15 protein-coding genes are annotated in these 15,084 nt (G+C 70.7%); 6 read left to right on the forward strand and 9 right to left on the reverse strand.

Features of this window, described 5'->3' with window-relative positions:
• Nucleotides 1-60 precede the first annotated feature (60 nt).
• Together fabI and fabG are read right to left on the reverse strand one after the other, a co-directional pair.
• On the reverse strand, nucleotides 61-828 hold the full coding sequence (gene fabI / locus ACGFNN_RS25085) for an enoyl-ACP reductase FabI (RefSeq protein ID WP_362542508.1): 768 nt from the start codon (nucleotides 826-828) through the stop codon (nucleotides 61-63).
• A 5-nt stretch (nucleotides 829-833) separates the two neighbouring features.
• The gene (gene fabG, locus ACGFNN_RS25090) at nucleotides 834-1,553 is read right to left on the reverse strand and encodes a 3-oxoacyl-[acyl-carrier-protein] reductase (protein ID WP_362542511.1); all 720 of its coding nucleotides are present in this window, start codon (nucleotides 1,551-1,553) and stop codon (nucleotides 834-836) included.
• 221 nt (nucleotides 1,554-1,774) lie between these two features.
• Here fabG and ACGFNN_RS25095 point away from each other — a divergent pair, with 221 nt between their 5' ends.
• From ACGFNN_RS25095 to tyrS, 3 genes are read left to right on the forward strand one after another with little or no spacing between them, the layout of a single operon-like run.
• Nucleotides 1,775-3,298 (forward strand): TldD/PmbA family protein, encoded by a 1,524-nt coding sequence (locus ACGFNN_RS25095; protein ID WP_393559151.1) that lies wholly within the window; start codon nucleotides 1,775-1,777, stop codon nucleotides 3,296-3,298.
• The gene (locus tag ACGFNN_RS25100) at nucleotides 3,295-4,689 is read left to right on the forward strand and encodes a metallopeptidase TldD-related protein (RefSeq protein WP_393559153.1); all 1,395 of its coding nucleotides are present in this window, start codon (nucleotides 3,295-3,297) and stop codon (nucleotides 4,687-4,689) included. The genes ACGFNN_RS25095 and ACGFNN_RS25100 overlap by 4 nt, the downstream gene beginning before the upstream one ends.
• 53 nt (nucleotides 4,690-4,742) lie before the next feature.
• On the forward strand, nucleotides 4,743-6,011 hold the full coding sequence (gene tyrS / locus ACGFNN_RS25105; protein ID WP_393559155.1) for a tyrosine--tRNA ligase: 1,269 nt from the start codon (nucleotides 4,743-4,745) through the stop codon (nucleotides 6,009-6,011).
• A gap of 64 nt (nucleotides 6,012-6,075) precedes the next feature.
• On the opposite strand, the gene ACGFNN_RS25110 is transcribed toward tyrS, so the two are convergent.
• A complete protein-coding gene (locus tag ACGFNN_RS25110; protein WP_393559157.1) occupies nucleotides 6,076-6,360 on the reverse strand; it encodes a GlsB/YeaQ/YmgE family stress response membrane protein in 285 nt (94 codons plus the stop codon).
• 212 nt (nucleotides 6,361-6,572) lie between these two features.
• On the opposite strand from ACGFNN_RS25110, the gene ACGFNN_RS25115 reads away from it, so the two are divergent.
• Together ACGFNN_RS25115 and ACGFNN_RS25120 are read left to right on the forward strand one after the other, a co-directional pair.
• Nucleotides 6,573-6,938, forward strand: a complete 366-nt coding sequence (locus ACGFNN_RS25115; protein ID WP_393559158.1) for a DUF3099 domain-containing protein — start codon at nucleotides 6,573-6,575, stop codon at nucleotides 6,936-6,938.
• Between the two features lie 217 nt (nucleotides 6,939-7,155).
• Entirely contained in the window at nucleotides 7,156-7,404 is a 249-nt protein-coding gene (locus tag ACGFNN_RS25120) for a hypothetical protein (RefSeq protein ID WP_362542529.1), read from the forward strand.
• Here the strand turns inward: ACGFNN_RS25120 and moaA are convergent.
• The 3 genes from moaA to ACGFNN_RS25135 form a co-directional block, all read right to left on the reverse strand.
• On the reverse strand, nucleotides 7,387-8,376 hold the full coding sequence (moaA, locus tag ACGFNN_RS25125; protein ID WP_393559160.1) for a GTP 3',8-cyclase MoaA: 990 nt from the start codon (nucleotides 8,374-8,376) through the stop codon (nucleotides 7,387-7,389). The two genes, ACGFNN_RS25120 and moaA, sit on opposite strands and share 18 nt — an antisense overlap.
• Nucleotides 8,377-8,526: 150 nt before the next feature.
• On the reverse strand, nucleotides 8,527-10,164 hold the full coding sequence (locus ACGFNN_RS25130; protein WP_362542535.1) for a cation acetate symporter: 1,638 nt from the start codon (nucleotides 10,162-10,164) through the stop codon (nucleotides 8,527-8,529).
• On the reverse strand, nucleotides 10,161-10,526 hold the full coding sequence (locus ACGFNN_RS25135) for a DUF485 domain-containing protein (protein WP_362542538.1): 366 nt from the start codon (nucleotides 10,524-10,526) through the stop codon (nucleotides 10,161-10,163). Before ACGFNN_RS25135 ends, ACGFNN_RS25130 begins: the two co-directional genes overlap by 4 nt.
• A gap of 315 nt (nucleotides 10,527-10,841) precedes the next feature.
• On the opposite strand from ACGFNN_RS25135, the gene ACGFNN_RS25140 reads away from it, so the two are divergent.
• Nucleotides 10,842-12,374, forward strand: coding sequence for a S8 family serine peptidase (locus ACGFNN_RS25140; protein ID WP_393559163.1), 1,533 nt, complete (start codon nucleotides 10,842-10,844; stop codon nucleotides 12,372-12,374).
• Between the two features lie 67 nt (nucleotides 12,375-12,441).
• On the opposite strand, the gene ACGFNN_RS25145 is transcribed toward ACGFNN_RS25140, so the two are convergent.
• Genes ACGFNN_RS25145 through ACGFNN_RS25155 form a run of 3 tightly spaced genes read right to left on the reverse strand, consistent with a single transcriptional unit; the run spans nucleotide 12,442 to nucleotide 15,076 of the window.
• On the reverse strand, nucleotides 12,442-13,485 hold the full coding sequence (locus ACGFNN_RS25145) for a zinc-dependent alcohol dehydrogenase family protein (RefSeq protein ID WP_393559164.1): 1,044 nt from the start codon (nucleotides 13,483-13,485) through the stop codon (nucleotides 12,442-12,444).
• A gap of 20 nt (nucleotides 13,486-13,505) precedes the next feature.
• Nucleotides 13,506-14,186, reverse strand: coding sequence for a lysoplasmalogenase (locus tag ACGFNN_RS25150; RefSeq protein ID WP_393559166.1), 681 nt, complete (start codon nucleotides 14,184-14,186; stop codon nucleotides 13,506-13,508).
• Nucleotides 14,183-15,076: a sterol desaturase family protein gene (locus tag ACGFNN_RS25155; protein ID WP_362542550.1), complete on the reverse strand. Its 894-nt coding sequence runs from the start codon at nucleotides 15,074-15,076 to the stop codon at nucleotides 14,183-14,185. The genes ACGFNN_RS25150 and ACGFNN_RS25155 overlap by 4 nt, the downstream gene beginning before the upstream one ends.
• Nucleotides 15,077-15,084 lie beyond the last annotated feature (8 nt).

The raw sequence follows: 15,084 nt of genomic DNA on the forward strand, positions 1-15,084 counted from the left end.
GGAAAAGCGCGACGGCCGCGCACCCCGTGGGGTCCGCGGCCGTCGCGCTTCACGCCGGTGTCAGGCGCCCATCATGTGCACGCCGCTGTCGACGTGGATGATCTCGCCCGTGGTCCGGGGGAAGAAGTCGGAGAGCAGCGCGACGATGCCGCGTCCGGCCGGCTCCGGGTCCGTCATGTCCCACTTCATGGGGGCGCGCGTGTTCCACACCTCGGCGAGACCGTCGAAGCCCGGGATGGACTTGGCGGCCATGGAACCGAGCGGCCCGGCGGAGATCAGGTTGCAGCGGATGCCGTCCTGGCCGAGGTCGCGGGCGAGGTAGCGGGAGGTCGCCTCCAGCGCCGCCTTGGCGGGACCCATCCAGTCGTACTGCGGCCAGGCGAACTGCGCGTCGAAGGTGAGGCCGACGATCGAGCCGCCCTCGCTCATCAGCGGCTTGCAGGCCATGGCGAGCGACTTCAGCGAGAACGCCGAGACGTGCATCGCGGTGGACACCGACTCGAACGGGGTGTTGAGGAAGTTGCCGCCGAGCGCGTCCTGCGGGGCGAAACCGATGGAGTGGACCACCCCGTCGAGCGAGCCGAGCTCGTCGCGGACGAGGCCGGCGAGCCGGTCGAGGTGCTCGGTGTTGGTGACGTCGAGCTCGATGACCTTGGCCGGCTTCGGGAGCTTCCTGGCGATCCGCTCGGTCAGGGTCGGCCGGGGGAAGGCCGTCAGGATGACCTCGGCGCCCTGCTCCTGGGCCACCTTCGCGGCGTGGAAAGCGATGGAGGACTCCATCAGCACACCCGTGACGAGGATGCGCTTGCCGTCGAGAATTCCGCTCATGGTGATCAGTGACCCATGCCCAATCCGCCGTCAACGGGGATGACGGCTCCAGTGATGTACGACGCGTCGTCCGACGCGAGGAAGCGCACCGCGGCCGCGATCTCGGCGGGCTGCGCGTAGCGGCCGAGCGGCACCTGCGACACGATGCCCTTGCGCTGCTCGTCGGTGAGCGCCTGGGTCATGTCGGTGTCGACGAAGCCGGGTGCGACGACGTTGAACGTGATGTTGCGCGAGCCGAGCTCGCGGGCGAGCGACCGGGCGAAGCCGACCAGGCCCGCCTTGGACGCCGCGTAGTTGGCCTGGCCCGCCGAGCCGAGGAGGCCGACGACGGAGGAGATCAGGACGACACGGCCCTTCTTGGCGCGCAGCATCGCGCGGTTGGCCCGCTTGACGACGCGGAAGGTGCCGGTGAGGTTGGTGTCGAGTACGGACGTGAAGTCCTCCTCGGACATCCGCATCAGCAACTGGTCCTTGGTGATACCGGCGTTGGCGACCAGCACCTCCACGGGACCGTGCTTCTCCTCGATCTCCTTGTAGGCCTGCTCCACCTGCTCGGCGTCGGTGATGTCGCACCGGACCGCCAGCACACCCGCGTCGGTGAGCGCCTGGGGCGGCTCACCCGACCTGTAGGTGATGGCGACCTGGTCGCCGTTGTCGGCGAAGGCGCGGGCGATGGCGAGGCCGATGCCCCGGTTTCCTCCGGTGACGAGAACCGAGCGGCTCAACGGATCACCCTTTCCTTGGCGGTCTGGTACAGCGAAAACCTATCGGTACCAGAGCTGATCCAAGGAATCGGCCACCGACAGCGCCGCCGGGCCGCGTCTGTCGGGTTCCCACAGATCGCCTCCCCGCGGACCGCGCGCCGTAAAACCGGAGCACGGAGCGGCCGGAGCCCCCATGATTCACTGCGGAGACATTTTCGTCAGTGGAGCAAGGGGAGGCCCGTGTGGCCCATGAGGTAGATCAGTCGTTCCTGGCCCTGCCGCTGCGTGCTCTCGCCGACGCGGCGCTCGCCCGCGCCCGCGCGCTCGGGGCCGTGCACGCGGACTTCCGGTTCGAGCGGGTGCGGAGCGCCTCCTGGCGGCTGCGGGACGCCCGTCCCTCCGGCAGCTCGGACACCACCGACACCGGGTACGCGGTCCGGGTGGTGCACGGCGGCGCGTGGGGCTTCGCCTCCGGGGTGGATCTGACGATGGACGCCGCGGCCAAGGTGGCCTCGCAGGCGGTCGCCATGGCGAAGCTGTCGGCGAAGGTCATCGCGGCGGCGGGGTCCGAGGAGAGGGTGGAGCTGGCGGACGAGCCGGCCCACGGCGAGCGGACGTGGGTGTCGTCCTACGCGATCGACCCCTTCTCGGTGCCCGCCGAGGAGAAGGCGGGGCTGCTGTCCGAGTGGAGCTCGCGGCTCCTGGCGGGCGACGGGGTGGCGCATGTGGACGCCTCGCTGATGACGGTCCACGAGAACAAGTTCTACGCCGACACCGCGGGCACCGTCACCACCCAGCAGCGGGTGCGGGTGCATCCGCAGCTGACGGCGGTGGCCGTGGACGGCGCCACCGGGGAGTTCGACTCCATGCGGACGATCGCCCCGCCGGCCGGCCGGGGCTGGGAGTACCTCACGGGTACCGGCTGGGACTGGGACTCCGAACTGGAGCGCGTTCCCGGGCTGCTGGCCGAGAAGATGCGGGCGCCCGGTGTCGAGGCGGGGACGTACGACCTGGTCGTCGACCCGTCCAACCTGTGGCTGACGATCCACGAGTCGATCGGTCACGCGACCGAACTGGACCGGGCGCTGGGCTACGAGGCGGCCTACGCGGGGACCTCGTTCGCCACCTTCGACCAGCTGGGCAAGCTGGCGTACGGCTCCCCCGTGATGAACGTGACCGGGGACCGCACCACCGAACACGGGCTGGCGACCGTCGGGTACGACGACGAGGGCGTCGAGGCGCAGTCCTGGGACCTGGTCAAGGACGGGACCCTCGTGGGCTACCAGACCGACCGCCGGATCGCGAGGCTGACGGGCCTGGGCCGGTCCAACGGCTGTGCGTACGCCGACTCCCCGGAGCACGTGCCCGTCCAGCGGATGGCGAACGTGTCGCTGAAGCCGGATCCGGGCGGGCTCTCCACGGAGGACCTGATCGGCGGGGTGGAGCGCGGGATCTACGTGGTCGGCGACCGGTCGTGGTCCATCGACATGCAGAGGTACAACTTCCAGTTCACCGGTCAGCGGTTCTTCCGGATCGAGAACGGCCGGCTGGCGGGCCAGCTGCGGGACGTGGCCTACCAGGCCACGACCACGGACTTCTGGGGCTCGATGGAGAAGGTCGGCGGGCCGCAGACCTATGTGCTGGGCGGCGCGTTCAACTGCGGCAAGGCCCAGCCGGGTCAGGTGGCGGCGGTGTCGCACGGCTGCCCCTCGGCCCTGTTCCGGGGCGTGAACATCCTCAACACGACGCAGGAGGCCGGGCGATGAGCCGCGCCAGCAAGCCGTACGAGATCGTCGAGTGCGCGCTGGAGCTCTCCACCGCCGACGGCTGTGTGGTCGTCGCGGACGAGAACTCCTCCGCCAATCTGCGCTGGGCCGGCAACGCGCTGACCACGAACGGGGTGACGCGGGGGCGGACCCTGACCGTGATCGCGACCGTGGACGGCTCCGAGGGGACGGCCTCCGGGGTCGTCTCCCGCTCGGCCGTCACCACCGAGGACCTGGAGCCGCTGGTACGGGCCGCCGAGGCCGCCGCGCGCGCGGCAGGCCCGGCGGAGGACGCCCAGCCGCTGGTCTCCGGGGTCCCGGTCTCCGCCGACTTCGCCGAGGCGCCCGCCGAGACGGGCTCCGACGTCTTCGCCGCCTTCGCCCCGGCGCTCGGCGACGCCTTCGCCCGTGCCCGCGCGGGCGGCCGCGAACTGTACGGCTTCGCCCACCACCAGATGACGTCGACGTACCTGGGCACGTCGACGGGGCTCCGGCTGCGCCACGACCAGCCGAACGGAACGCTGGAGCTGAACGCCAAGTCCCCCGACCGGACCCGTTCGGCGTGGGCGGGAAGGGCCACCCGCGACTTCCAGGACGTCGACCCCGCGGCCATGGACGCCGAGCTGGCGCGGCGACTGGGCTGGGCGGAGCGCCGTATCGCGCTGCCGGCCGGACGGTACGAGACGCTGCTGCCGCCGACCGCGGTGGCGGACCTGCTGATCTACCAGTACTGGTCGGCGGGCGCCAGGGATGCCTCGGAGGGCCGTACGGTCTTCTCCCGGCCGGGCGGAGGCACCCGGATCGGCGAGAAGCTGTCCGAGCTGCCGCTGACCCTTCGCAGCGACCCCCACGCCCCGGGGCTCGAGTCGGCGCCCTTCGTCGTCGCGCACGCGTCGGGGGACGACTCGTCGGTCTTCGACAACGGGCTTCCGCTGACCCCGACCGAGTGGGTCAAGGACGGCCGGCTGGAGCGGCTGACCACGACCCGGCACTCCGCGGGCCTGACGGGCCTGCCGGTCGCTCCCGCGACGGACAATCTTCTGCTGGACGGCGGCGGCGAGCGGTCCCTGGAGGAGATGGTGGCCGCGACGACGGGCCGGGCCCTGCTGCTCACCTGCCTCTGGTACATCCGGGAGGTGGACCCCGCCACGCTGCTGCTGACCGGTCTGACCCGGGACGGGGTGTACCTGGTGGAGAACGGCGAGGTGCTCGGGGAGGTGAACAACTTCCGCTTCAACGAGTCACCGGTCGGCCTGCTGTCCCGGGCCACGGAGGCGGGCCGTACGGAGCGGACGCTTCCGCGTGAGTGGGGCGACTGGTTCACCCGGGCCGCGATGCCCGCGCTGCGCATCCCGGACTTCCACATGAGCTCGGTCAGCCAGGGCGTCTGACCCCCATAGACTGGCCGCACAACCCATCGAATCCCCAGAGGAGAGAAACGACCGTGACGGACATCGTCGACGAGCTGAAGTGGCGCGGGCTGTTCGCCCAGTCCACCGACGAGGACGCACTGCGCAAGGCTCTCGCGGACGGCCCGGTCACCTTCTATTGCGGGTTCGACCCGACCGCGGCCAGCCTGCACGTGGGCCACCTGGTGCAGGTGCTCACCATGCGCCGGCTCCAGCAGGCCGGGCTGAAGCCCCTCGCCCTGGTGGGCGGGGCCACGGGCCAGATCGGCGACCCCCGGCCGACCGCCGAGCGCACGCTGAACGATCCCGAGACCGTCGCCGCCTGGGTCCAGCGCCTGCGCGCGCAGATCGAGCCCTTCCTCACCTTCGAGGGCCCGAACGCCGCCACCATGGTGAACAACCTGGACTGGACGGCCGGCCTGTCCGCGATCGAGTTCCTCCGGGACATCGGCAAGCACTTCCGGGTCAACAAGATGCTCACCAAGGACTCGGTCGCCCGCCGGCTGGAGTCGCAGGAGGGCATCAGCTACACCGAGTTCAGCTACCAGCTCCTGCAGGGCATGGACTTCCTGGAGCTCTTCCGGCGCCACGGATGCACGCTGCAGCAGGGCGGCAGCGACCAGTGGGGCAACCTCACGGCGGGCATCGACCTGATCCACCGCCTGGAACCGGGCGCGGTCGTGCACGCGCTGGCGACGCCGCTGATGGTGAAGGCCGACGGCACCAAGTTCGGCAAGACCGAGGGCGGCGCCGTCTGGCTCGACCCGGAGATGACGACGCCGTACGCGTTCTACCAGTTCTGGCTGAACGTGGACGACCGGGACATCTCGACGTACATGCGCATCCTCAGCTTCAAGAGCCGTGAGGAACTCGAGGAGCTGGAGAAGCTCACCGAGGAGCGCCCGCAGGCCCGCTCCGCGCAGCGGTCGCTGGCCGAGGAGCTGACGACCCTCGTGCACGGCAGCGCCCAGTGCGCGGCGGTCATCGCGGCGTCCAAGGCGCTGTTCGGCCAGGGTGAGCTCGGCGAGCTGGACGAGGCGACGCTGAGCGCCGCCCTGTCGGAGGTGCCGCACGCCCGGGTCACCGAGCCGGCTCCGGTCGTGGACCTGCTGGTCGAGGTCGGCCTGTCGGCCAGCAAGTCGGCGGCCCGCCGCACGGTCAAGGAGGGCGGGGCCTACGTGAACAACGTGAAGGTCACGGACGGGGAGACCGCTCCGGCCCGCGAGGAGCTGCTGCACGGCCGCTGGCTCGTCCTGCGCCGGGGCAAGAAGAACCTCGCGGCCGTCGAGGTCGTCGCCGGCTGACGCCGACGCGACAGCACCGGGGCCGGTCACCCTCGTGACCGGCCCCGGTGCTGCGTCTTCCCCGTCAGGTTCTCTGCTGCTTCTTGCGGTTGCCCTTGATCGACTGCCAGAGCATGTCGCCGACGCCGACGACGACCACGGCGCCGATCAGCTGCAGCACATGGCGCATCCAGTCGATGCCGTCGGTGTCCCTGACGCCGATCCAGCCCGCGACGGCGTTGCCCAGGATGCTGCCGAGGATGCCGAAGATCACGGTCAGCCAGAGGGGGATGTCCTGCTTGCCCGGCAGGATCGCACGGGCGATCACACCCAGCACCAGACCCACGATGATTGCCCACAACCAGCTCATATCGCCTCCTCGTGCGGCGCGGTGTGCGCACGTCGGTTCAGTCTCGGCCCGCAGGACGGGCACCGCATGCCGGACAGGGCCGTACGTGGCACCGCCTCCGGACCGGCACGAACCGGGCATACCCCGGTCTCGTACCGCGCGGACTCCCGGCGTACCGTATGAGCGGCGCGGTCCGGGTGGGCCCGGCACAGAGATCTGGCGGTGGAATCACGATGCGCAAGCAGAGCGGCACGGAGGTCTTCCGGATCACCGGGGCACGGCAGGGTCTCGCCGACGACGTACGCGGCAGGCAGCGGCGCTACATCATCTCGATGTCGGTGCGCACCGTCTCCGTGGTACTGGCGGCGAGCCTGTGGAACGTCGAACGGCACGTGGCCATGGTCGCGCTCGCGCTCGGCCTCCTGCTTCCGTACGTCGCCGTGGTCATCGCCAACGCCGGTCGTGAGAACGCCCCTTCACTCCCTACGACGTTCGTCCCCGCACCCGTGCGGCCCGCCCTCGACGCGGCTCCGGCGGGGAGTCCCGCGGACGCGGACCCGGAGCCCGGTCACGTGGGCGACGCCCGCTCCACGGGCTGACGCCGGGACCGGCAAAGCTCAGGAAAAGCTCAGATCAATCATGCCGTTACGGTGCACCGGCCCCAGGGCACCGTGGCATACTTCCGTGAACGCTCCGCATCCCCCGTCGGAGCGACGGACCGACGCCGGGCAGCTCCCCCCGTGGCTGCTCGGCGTCGCCGTTCTCCGGCGGGGACGGCGGGCCGGGGGCGGGGCGGGAGCCCGTAGGGTTGAGGTCGTGAACTTCCCCGACACCTCCGCCGAGAGCGCCACCGGCGCACCGGTCTGCTCCGCGAAGGGCTGCCGCGCCGACGCCGTGTGGGTCCTCGCCTGGAACAACCCGAAGCTGCACACTCCGGAGCGCCGCAAGACCTGGCTGGCCTGCGAGGAGCACCGCGAGCACCTGTCGTCGTTCCTCGGTGTGCGCGGCTTCCTGAAGGACGTGGTGACGCTCGCGGAGTGGGACTCCTCAGCCGCCGATCGCTGACATCGGGCGCTCGGGCTGGAGGAAGGCGGGGTCGTCGAGGCCGGATCCGGCCTTCTTGCCCCACATCGCGATCTTCCAGATCCGCGCGATCTCCTCGTCCGGTGCGTCGGAGCGGAGCGCTGCCCGTAGATCGGTCTCCTCGCGGGCGAACAGGCAGGTGCGGACCTGGCCGTCGGCGGTGAGCCGGGTACGGTCGCAGGCGCGGCAGAAGGGCCTGGTCACCGAGGCGATGACGCCGACGCGGTGCGGTCCGCCGTCCACCCTCCAGCGCTCTGCCGGAGCGGAACCGCGCTCCTCGTCCCCCTCCGGGGTGAGGGTGAAGCGCGTACGCAGGGAGTCCAGGATGTCACCGGCCGTGATCATGCCGTCGCGCTTCCACCCGTGCTGGGCGTCGAGCGGCATCTGCTCGATGAAGCGGAGCTCGTAGGCGTTCTCCACGGCCCAGGCGAGGAGCTCGGGGGCCTCGTCGTCGTTGAGGCCGGGCATCAGGACGGAGTTGACCTTGACGGGGGTGAGCCCGGCATCGCGGGCCGCCTGGAGGCCCTCCAGGACGTCCTTGTGCCGGTCGCGGCGGGTGAGGGTCTTGAAGACGTCCGCCCTCAGGGTGTCCAGCGAGACGTTGACCCGGTCCAGGCCTGCGGCCTGCAGGGCCGAGGCGGTGCGGCTGAGCCCGATGCCGTTGGTCGTGAGCGACATCCTGGGACGCGGCTCCAGGGCCGCGCAGCGCTCGACGATGGAGACCAGTCCGGGCCGCAGCAGCGGCTCGCCCCCGGTGAAGCGGACCTCGGTGACGCCGAGGTCGGTGACGGCGATGCGGATGAGCCGCACGATCTCGTCGTCGCTGAGCAGGGAGGTCTTGGAGAGCCACTGCAGGCCTTCTTCGGGCATGCAGTAGGTGCAGCGGAGATTGCACTTGTCGGTCAGTGATACACGCAGGTCGGTGGCGACCCTGCCGTAGGTGTCGATGAGCACTGTGGGCCCCCTCCCCCGGTGGTGTCCGCTGTTGCGGTCTGACTTCTCCGAGAGTACGCGAGAGGTGCGACAGGGCGGGGGACCGGTTGACACGAGGTGGGAAGGGGCCCCGTCGTAGATCCCTACGACGGGGCCCGCGGCACGGGACGGTCAGTGCGCGCCGGTGCCGGTGAGGGACTTGACCTCGAGCTCGGCGTACTTGCCCCGGTCCGGCTCCTCCTTGGAGACGACCGAGCCGAGCCAGCCGAGCAGGAAGCCCAGCGGGATGGAGATGAGTCCCGGGTTCTCCAGGGGGAACCAGGCGAAGTCGACGTCCGGGAACATCGAGGTGGGCTTGGACGACACGACCGGTGAGAAGAGCACCAGCAGGACGGACGAGGCGAGACCGCCGTAGATCGACCAGAGGGCGCCCTGGGTGGTGAAGCGCTTCCAGAACAGGCTGTACAAGATGGTCGGGAGGTTCGCCGACGCGGCGACGGCGAAGGCCAGGGCGACGAGGCCGGCGACGTTCAGGTCGCGGGCCATGGCGCCCAGCGCGATGGAGACGATGCCGATGGCCACGGTGGCCCACCGCGCGGCGCGCATCTCCTCCTTCTCGGTGGCCTGACCCTTGCGGATGACGTTGGCGTAGATGTCGTGCGCGAAGGAGGACGAGGAGGCGAGGGTGAGTCCCGCGACGACGGCGAGGATGGTGGCGAAGGCGACGGCCGAGATGACCGCCAGCAGGACGGCGCCCCCGGTGGTGCCGACCCCGCCGAGGTATTCGGCGAGCTGCGGCGCGGCCGCGTTGCCCGCCGGGTTCTTCGCCTTGATCTCCTCCGGACCGATCAGGGCGGCGGCGCCGAACCCCAGGGCGATGGTCATCAGGTAGAAGGCGCCGATGATGCCGATGGCCCAGTTCACGGACTTACGGGCCGCCTTGGCGGTGGGCACCGTGTAGAAGCGGATCAGGATGTGCGGGAGTCCCGCCGTGCCGAGCACCAGCGCGATCCCGAGCGAGATGAAGTCGAGCTTCGAGGTGCCGGTCGCGCCGTACTTGAGGCCGGGCTCCAGGAACGCGGCGCCGTGGCCGCTCTTCTCGGCGGCGGTGCCGAGCAGGTCGGACACGTTGAAGTCGAACTTCCACAGCACCATGAGGGTCATCAGCAGCGCGCCCGCGATGAGGAGGACGGCCTTGACCATCTGCACCCAGGTGGTGCCCTTCATCCCGCCGATGGTGACGTAGAGGATCATCAGGACGCCTACCAGGGCCACGATGAGGATCTTGCCCGCGTCGCTGGTGATGCCGAGCAGCAGGGAGACCAGGACGCCGGCGCCGGCCATCTGGGCGAGCAGGTAGAAGATCGACACCACGATGGTGGAGGTTCCCGCGGCGGTGCGGACCGGCCGCTGCCGCATCCGGTAGGCGAGGACGTCGCCCATGGTGTAGCGGCCGGAGTTGCGCAGCGGCTCGGCGACCAGCAGCAGGGCCACGAGCCAGGCGACGAGGAAGCCGATGGAGTAGAGGAAGCCGTCGTAGCCGAAGAGCGCGATGGCGCCGGCGATGCCGAGGAAGGACGCGGCCGACATGTAGTCGCCGGAGACGGCGAGGCCGTTCTGGAAGGCGGTGAACTGGCGCCCGCCCGCGTAGAAGTCGGAGGCGCTCCGGGTCTGCCGGCCGGCCCAGACGGTGATGCCCAGGGTCGCGGCGACGAAGACCGCGAAGAGGGTGATGATCAGCGGCCGGTGCTCGGACGAGGAGGTGGCGGCGAGTTGGATCACGTCCTGCGATGCGTACGCGGCGCTCATGCGTCGGCCTCCAGACGGGACTTGATGGCCGCGGCCTGCGGGTCGAGCTTGTTCGAGGCGTGGCGTGAGTAGAACCAGGCGATGAGGAACGTGGTGGCGAACTGGGCGAGGCCGAACACGAAGGCGACGTTGAAGTTGGCGACGACCTTGGTGCCCATGAAGTCGCCCGCGTAGCTGGACAGCAGGACGTACAGCAGGTACCAGGCGATGAAGCCGACGGTCAGCGGGAACGCGAAGGAGCGGTGTGACCGGCGCAGTTCGGCGAACTCCGCACTGCTCTGCGCCTCGAGGAACGCCTCGGTCGTGGGCTGGACGGGGCTGCCGTCCTCAGGCCGCTGGGGCGGCGGTGCTTCGGTGGCCACGGATTCTCCTCGCGACGCGGGTGCGGTGGTGGGGACGCTGGAATTCACGGGGAGTCCTCTGCGGTGTGGGGGGTGGCTGGAACCGGCTGCACGACTCCCTGTGCAACGGCACGGAGAGCGTGGCGAAGTGGTTCACCGCAGATTCGGTCTTCTCTCCACCCGACTGCCGTTGACGCGCCTCCCGGAGGTCACACCTCGAACTCACTTGCCCGTATTCGTTGATGCTCGGGCAAGATCAGGGATAGCTTCCTTGGTCATGTACCGGACCGGGCGCGGCTGCGCCCGGTCCCACGGCACGGATGATGTGGAGAACCCATGGCTCATCTGGCATCCAGACGGACTCGCGTACTCACGCTGCCCGTCGGACTCGCGCTCACGGCCTCCCTCGGCTTCCTCCCGACGGGGACCGCGGCCGCGGCACCCACCGAGGAGCCGGCGGCGGCCGTCACGGCGGACGGCCCCCAGCTGTCGTACGTCGTGAACACGCGGGCGGGCCAAAGCGCGGCCAAGCAGGTGCGGGAGGCGATATCCAAGGCCGGCGGGACGATCGTCACCTCGTACGACAAGATAGGCGTCATCGTCGTCCACTCGAAGAACCCGGACTTCGCTCCGACGATCCGCAAGGCCAGGGGCGTCCAGTCGGCGGGCGCGACGCGCAACGCTCCGATCGAGCCGCAGGCGACGAAGGACATCGGGGTCGAGCAGCCGCTGACGGCCGCGCAGGCGAAGGCGGCGTCCAAGGACGCGGCCGCCGGTCAGGACCCGCTGGAGCCGTTGCAGTGGGACCTGCCCGCCATCAAGGCGGACCAGGCCCACAAGAAGTCGCTCGGAAGCAGCAAGGTCACCGTCGGCGTCATCGACACGGGTGTGGACGACACGCACCCCGACCTGGCGCCGAACTTCGACCGCGCGGCCTCGGTGAACTGTGTGTCCGGAGCCCCGGACACCACCGACGGCGCCTGGCGCCCGATGGCCGGTGAGAGCGACCACGGCACGCATGTCGCCGGCACCATAGCCGCGGCGAAGAACGGTGTCGGGGTGACCGGCGTCGCTCCCGGCGTGAAGGTCTCCGGCATCAAGGTCTCGACACCGGCCGGCTACTTCTACACCGAGGCCGTCGTCTGCGGCTTCGTCTGGGCCGCCGAGCACGGCGTCGACGTGACGAACAGCAGCTACTACACCGACCCGTGGCTGTTCAACTGCAAGAACGACCCCGACCAGGGCGCCCTGGTCGAGGCGGTCACCCGCGCCACCCGCTACGCGGAGGGCAAGGGCGTCGTCAACGTCGCGGCGGCCGGCAACTCGGACCACGACCTCGCCCTCGACGCCATCGAGGACACGACGAGCCCCAACGACGCGACGACGGTCACCCGCACGGTCGACCCGAGCGCCTGCCCCGACATCCCGACCATGCTGCCGGGTGTCGTGACGGTCGCGGCCACCGGTGCCAAGAACCTCAAGTCCTCGTACTCGAACTACGGTCTCGGGGTCATCGACGTGGCCGCGCCCGGCGGTGACTCGACGCGCTACCAGACGCCCGAGGCGCCGGCCGACAACGGTCTGATCCTGTCGACGCTGCCCGGTGGCGGTTACGGCTACAAGGCCGGTACGTCGATGGCGTCCCCGCATGTCGCGGGTGTCGCGGCCCTGATCAAGTCGAAGCACCCGTACGCCTCCGCCGCGGCGGTGAAGGCGCTGATGACGGTCCAGGCCGACGCCACCGCGTGCGGCGCGCCGTACGACATCGACGGTGACGGCACGGTGGACGCGGTCTGCGAGGGCGGCAAGTACTACAACGGCTTCTACGGAGCCGGTGTCGTGGACGCGCTGGACGCGGTCCGCTGGTAGTCCCCTGACGAGAGGGGGCCGGGAGTGTTCGCTCCCGGCCCCCTCTTCCGCGTCGTGCGGGCGCGGGCTACGGCCTGATCAGGACCTTGAGCGCCGTGCGCTCGTCCATCGCCTTGTAGCCCCCCGGCACCCCGTCGAGCCCGACGGTCAGGTCGAAGACCGGGGACGGGTCGATGGTGCCGTCCAGGATGTCGGGCAGCAGGTCCGGGATGTAGGTGCGTACGGGGGCAACGCCGCCGCGCAGCGCGATGTTCCGGTCGAACATCTCGTCGAGGTCGATCCCGGTACCGCTGCCGTGCGGGACGCCGACGTACCCGACGCTGCCTCCGTCGCGGACGATCCCGAGGGCCGTACGCATCGACTGCTCGGTGCCGACGGCCTCGATGACACCGTGGGTGCCCTCGCCGCGGGTCAGTTCCCGGACGGCGGCGAGCGCCGCCTCACCGCGTTCGGCGACGACGTCGGTGGCTCCGAAGCGGCGGGCGATGTCGGTACGGGCCTGGTGGCGTCCCAGCGCGATGATCCGCTCGGCGCCCAGGCGCTTGGCCGCCATCACCCCGCAGAGGCCGACCGCTCCGTCACCGACGACCGCGACGGTGCTGCCGGGCCCGACGCCCGCGCCGAGCGCGGCGTGGTGGCCGGTCCCGAGCACGTCGGAGAGCGCGAGGAGCGCGGTGAGCAGCCGGTCGTCGGACGCGGCCGCCGCCGGAAGCCTGACGAGGGTTCCGTCGGCGAACGGGACACGGACCGCCTCGCCCTGACCGCCGTCGGACCCGGGGGTTCCCCAGAATCCGCCCCGTGGACAGGACGTGGTGAGTCCTTCGGCGCAGTAGGTGCAGGTGCCGTCGGACCAGCGGAAGGGGGCGACGACGAGGTCTCCGGCGGCGAAGCCGTTGACCTCGGGGCCCGTCTCCTCCACCACGCCGAGGAACTCGTGGCCGATGCGCTGACCGGGCCGGCGGGCGGATTCGCCGCGGTAGGCCCAGAGGTCGCTGCCGCAGACGCACGAGCGCAGGACCCGGACGACCGCGTCCGCCGGCTCCCGCACCGCGGCGTCGGGCACGTCCTCGACGCGGATGTCGTGGGGCGCGTGGATGACGGTGGCACGCATGGGTGAGGTCCTCGCTGGTCTCAGATACCGATACGGCCCTCACGGTACGCCCCGGGGGCGTCGCCGGTGGAATCCCGGTCCTGCCCGAGCGCCCCTCGGGTAAGGAGGTACTGCGCCGCGATGTAGGTCAGCATGACCAGGAAGTGGTGGGCCGGCAGCTGCGGCCAGTCCGCGATGCCGGTGGCGATCAGTGCGTCGGAGAAGAGGAAGAGGGCTCCGCCGACGCCGGCGAGGCGGCCCAGGACTCCGGCCCTCCAGGCCATCGCCGTGAGCAGCAGGCTGTATCCCGTCAGCGGGACGCGCAGTCCCCCCGGCAGTCCCGGCCACAGCAGCGCGACGAACACGACGAGCACCACGGCGTACAGCAGGCCGGAGACCGGCCGCGCCGGGGCGCGGCCGAACAGCAGCAGGTAACAGACGTGGCCGGCGGCGAAGCAGGCCATTCCGGCGAGGAACGCGAGGTCCGCGTCGGGCATGAGCAGCACGTCGCCGGCCCAGCCGCAGAGCAGCGCGGCGACGAGGAGCCGGGGGCCTCCGCGGGCGGCCGCGTAGGCGGCGAGCAGGGGCATCAGCAGCGGCTTGGTGACCAGGTGCGGGGCTTCCACCCCGGCGAGCAGCCCCGCCAGGTGGACCGCCGACGCGGCGAGGAAGGCGACCAGGAGGGGACGTACGAGCCGGGGTGCTCCGGTGGCGGCGCTCATCCGGTGCGCTCGGCGGCCGTGTCCGGCAGCACCGGGCGGGAGGGCGCGCCCGTCGGCGGCGACGGCTGCCAGCCGGGTCCGCGGAAGACCCGGCCCGCGCGCTCGCTCCAGGTGGCGGCGGCCCGTACGTCGCGTGCGATGGCGGCGTACTCGTGCGTGGCGACGCGGAACGGGTTGTGGGTGGTGATGTTCTTGGTGAGCCCGAAGACGGGACGCTCGGTCTCGGCGGCGAACGAGCCGAAGAGCCGGTCCCAGACGATGAGGATCCCGCCGAAGTTCCGGTCGAGGTAGCCCCCTTGGGAGGCGTGGTGCACCCGGTGGTGGGAGGGGGTGTTGAGGAGGTACTCGAACGGCCTGGGCAGCTTGTCGATCCGCTCGGTGTGCACCCAGAACTGGTAGACGAGGTTCGCCGAGGAGCAGAAGGCGAGCGCGGCGGGGTGGACGCCCAGCGCGATGAGCGGGAGGTAGAACGGCCAGGAGGTGAGGGAGGTCCAGGGCTGGCGCAGCGCCGTGGTGAGGTTGAACTTCCGGCTCGAGTGGTGGACCACGTGGCAGGCCCAGAGGATCCGGATCACGTGGTGGCCCCGGTGGGACCAGTAGTAGAAGAAGTCCTGGGCCAGCAGCATCAGCAGGACCGTCCACCACAGAACGGGCACGCGCAGCGGGGTCAGTTCGTAGACGGCGGCGTAGATCGCCACGACGGGTATCTTCCACAGCAGGTCGAAGACCAGGCTGCCCAGCCCCATGGTGACGCTGGTGGCGGCGTCCTTGGCGTCGTACCCGGCGGCCTCGTCGTCCGGGTGAAGCCGGTAGGACACCATTTCGAGTACGGCGAGCAGGACGAAGGCCGGGATCGACCACAGCACGACATCGGGCAGGTTCGGCTCCATGCGAGCAC

The organism is Streptomyces sp. NPDC048590, assembly GCF_043199535.1.
GTDB lineage: Bacteria > Actinomycetota > Actinomycetes > Streptomycetales > Streptomycetaceae > Streptomyces.

Excerpts from the sequence above, each read along its gene's own strand:
- ACGFNN_RS25100 (WP_393559153.1), top strand. The coding sequence starts at position 3,295 with ATGAGCCGCGCCAGCAAGCCGTACGAGATCGTCGAGTGCGCGCTGGAG.
- ACGFNN_RS25140 (WP_393559163.1), top strand. The coding sequence starts at position 10,842 with ATGGCTCATCTGGCATCCAGACGGACTCGCGTACTCACGCTGCCCGTC.
- ACGFNN_RS25150 (WP_393559166.1), bottom strand. The coding sequence starts at position 14,186 with ATGAGCGCCGCCACCGGAGCACCCCGGCTCGTACGTCCCCTCCTGGTC.
- ACGFNN_RS25110 (WP_393559157.1), bottom strand. The coding sequence starts at position 6,360 with ATGAGCTGGTTGTGGGCAATCATCGTGGGTCTGGTGCTGGGTGTGATC.
- ACGFNN_RS25145 (WP_393559164.1), bottom strand. The coding sequence starts at position 13,485 with ATGCGTGCCACCGTCATCCACGCGCCCCACGACATCCGCGTCGAGGAC.
- ACGFNN_RS25115 (WP_393559158.1), top strand. The coding sequence starts at position 6,573 with ATGCGCAAGCAGAGCGGCACGGAGGTCTTCCGGATCACCGGGGCACGG.
- ACGFNN_RS25130 (WP_362542535.1), bottom strand. The coding sequence starts at position 10,164 with ATGAGCGCCGCGTACGCATCGCAGGACGTGATCCAACTCGCCGCCACC.
- fabI (WP_362542508.1), bottom strand. The coding sequence starts at position 828 with ATGAGCGGAATTCTCGACGGCAAGCGCATCCTCGTCACGGGTGTGCTG.
- ACGFNN_RS25155 (WP_362542550.1), bottom strand. The coding sequence starts at position 15,076 with ATGGAGCCGAACCTGCCCGATGTCGTGCTGTGGTCGATCCCGGCCTTC.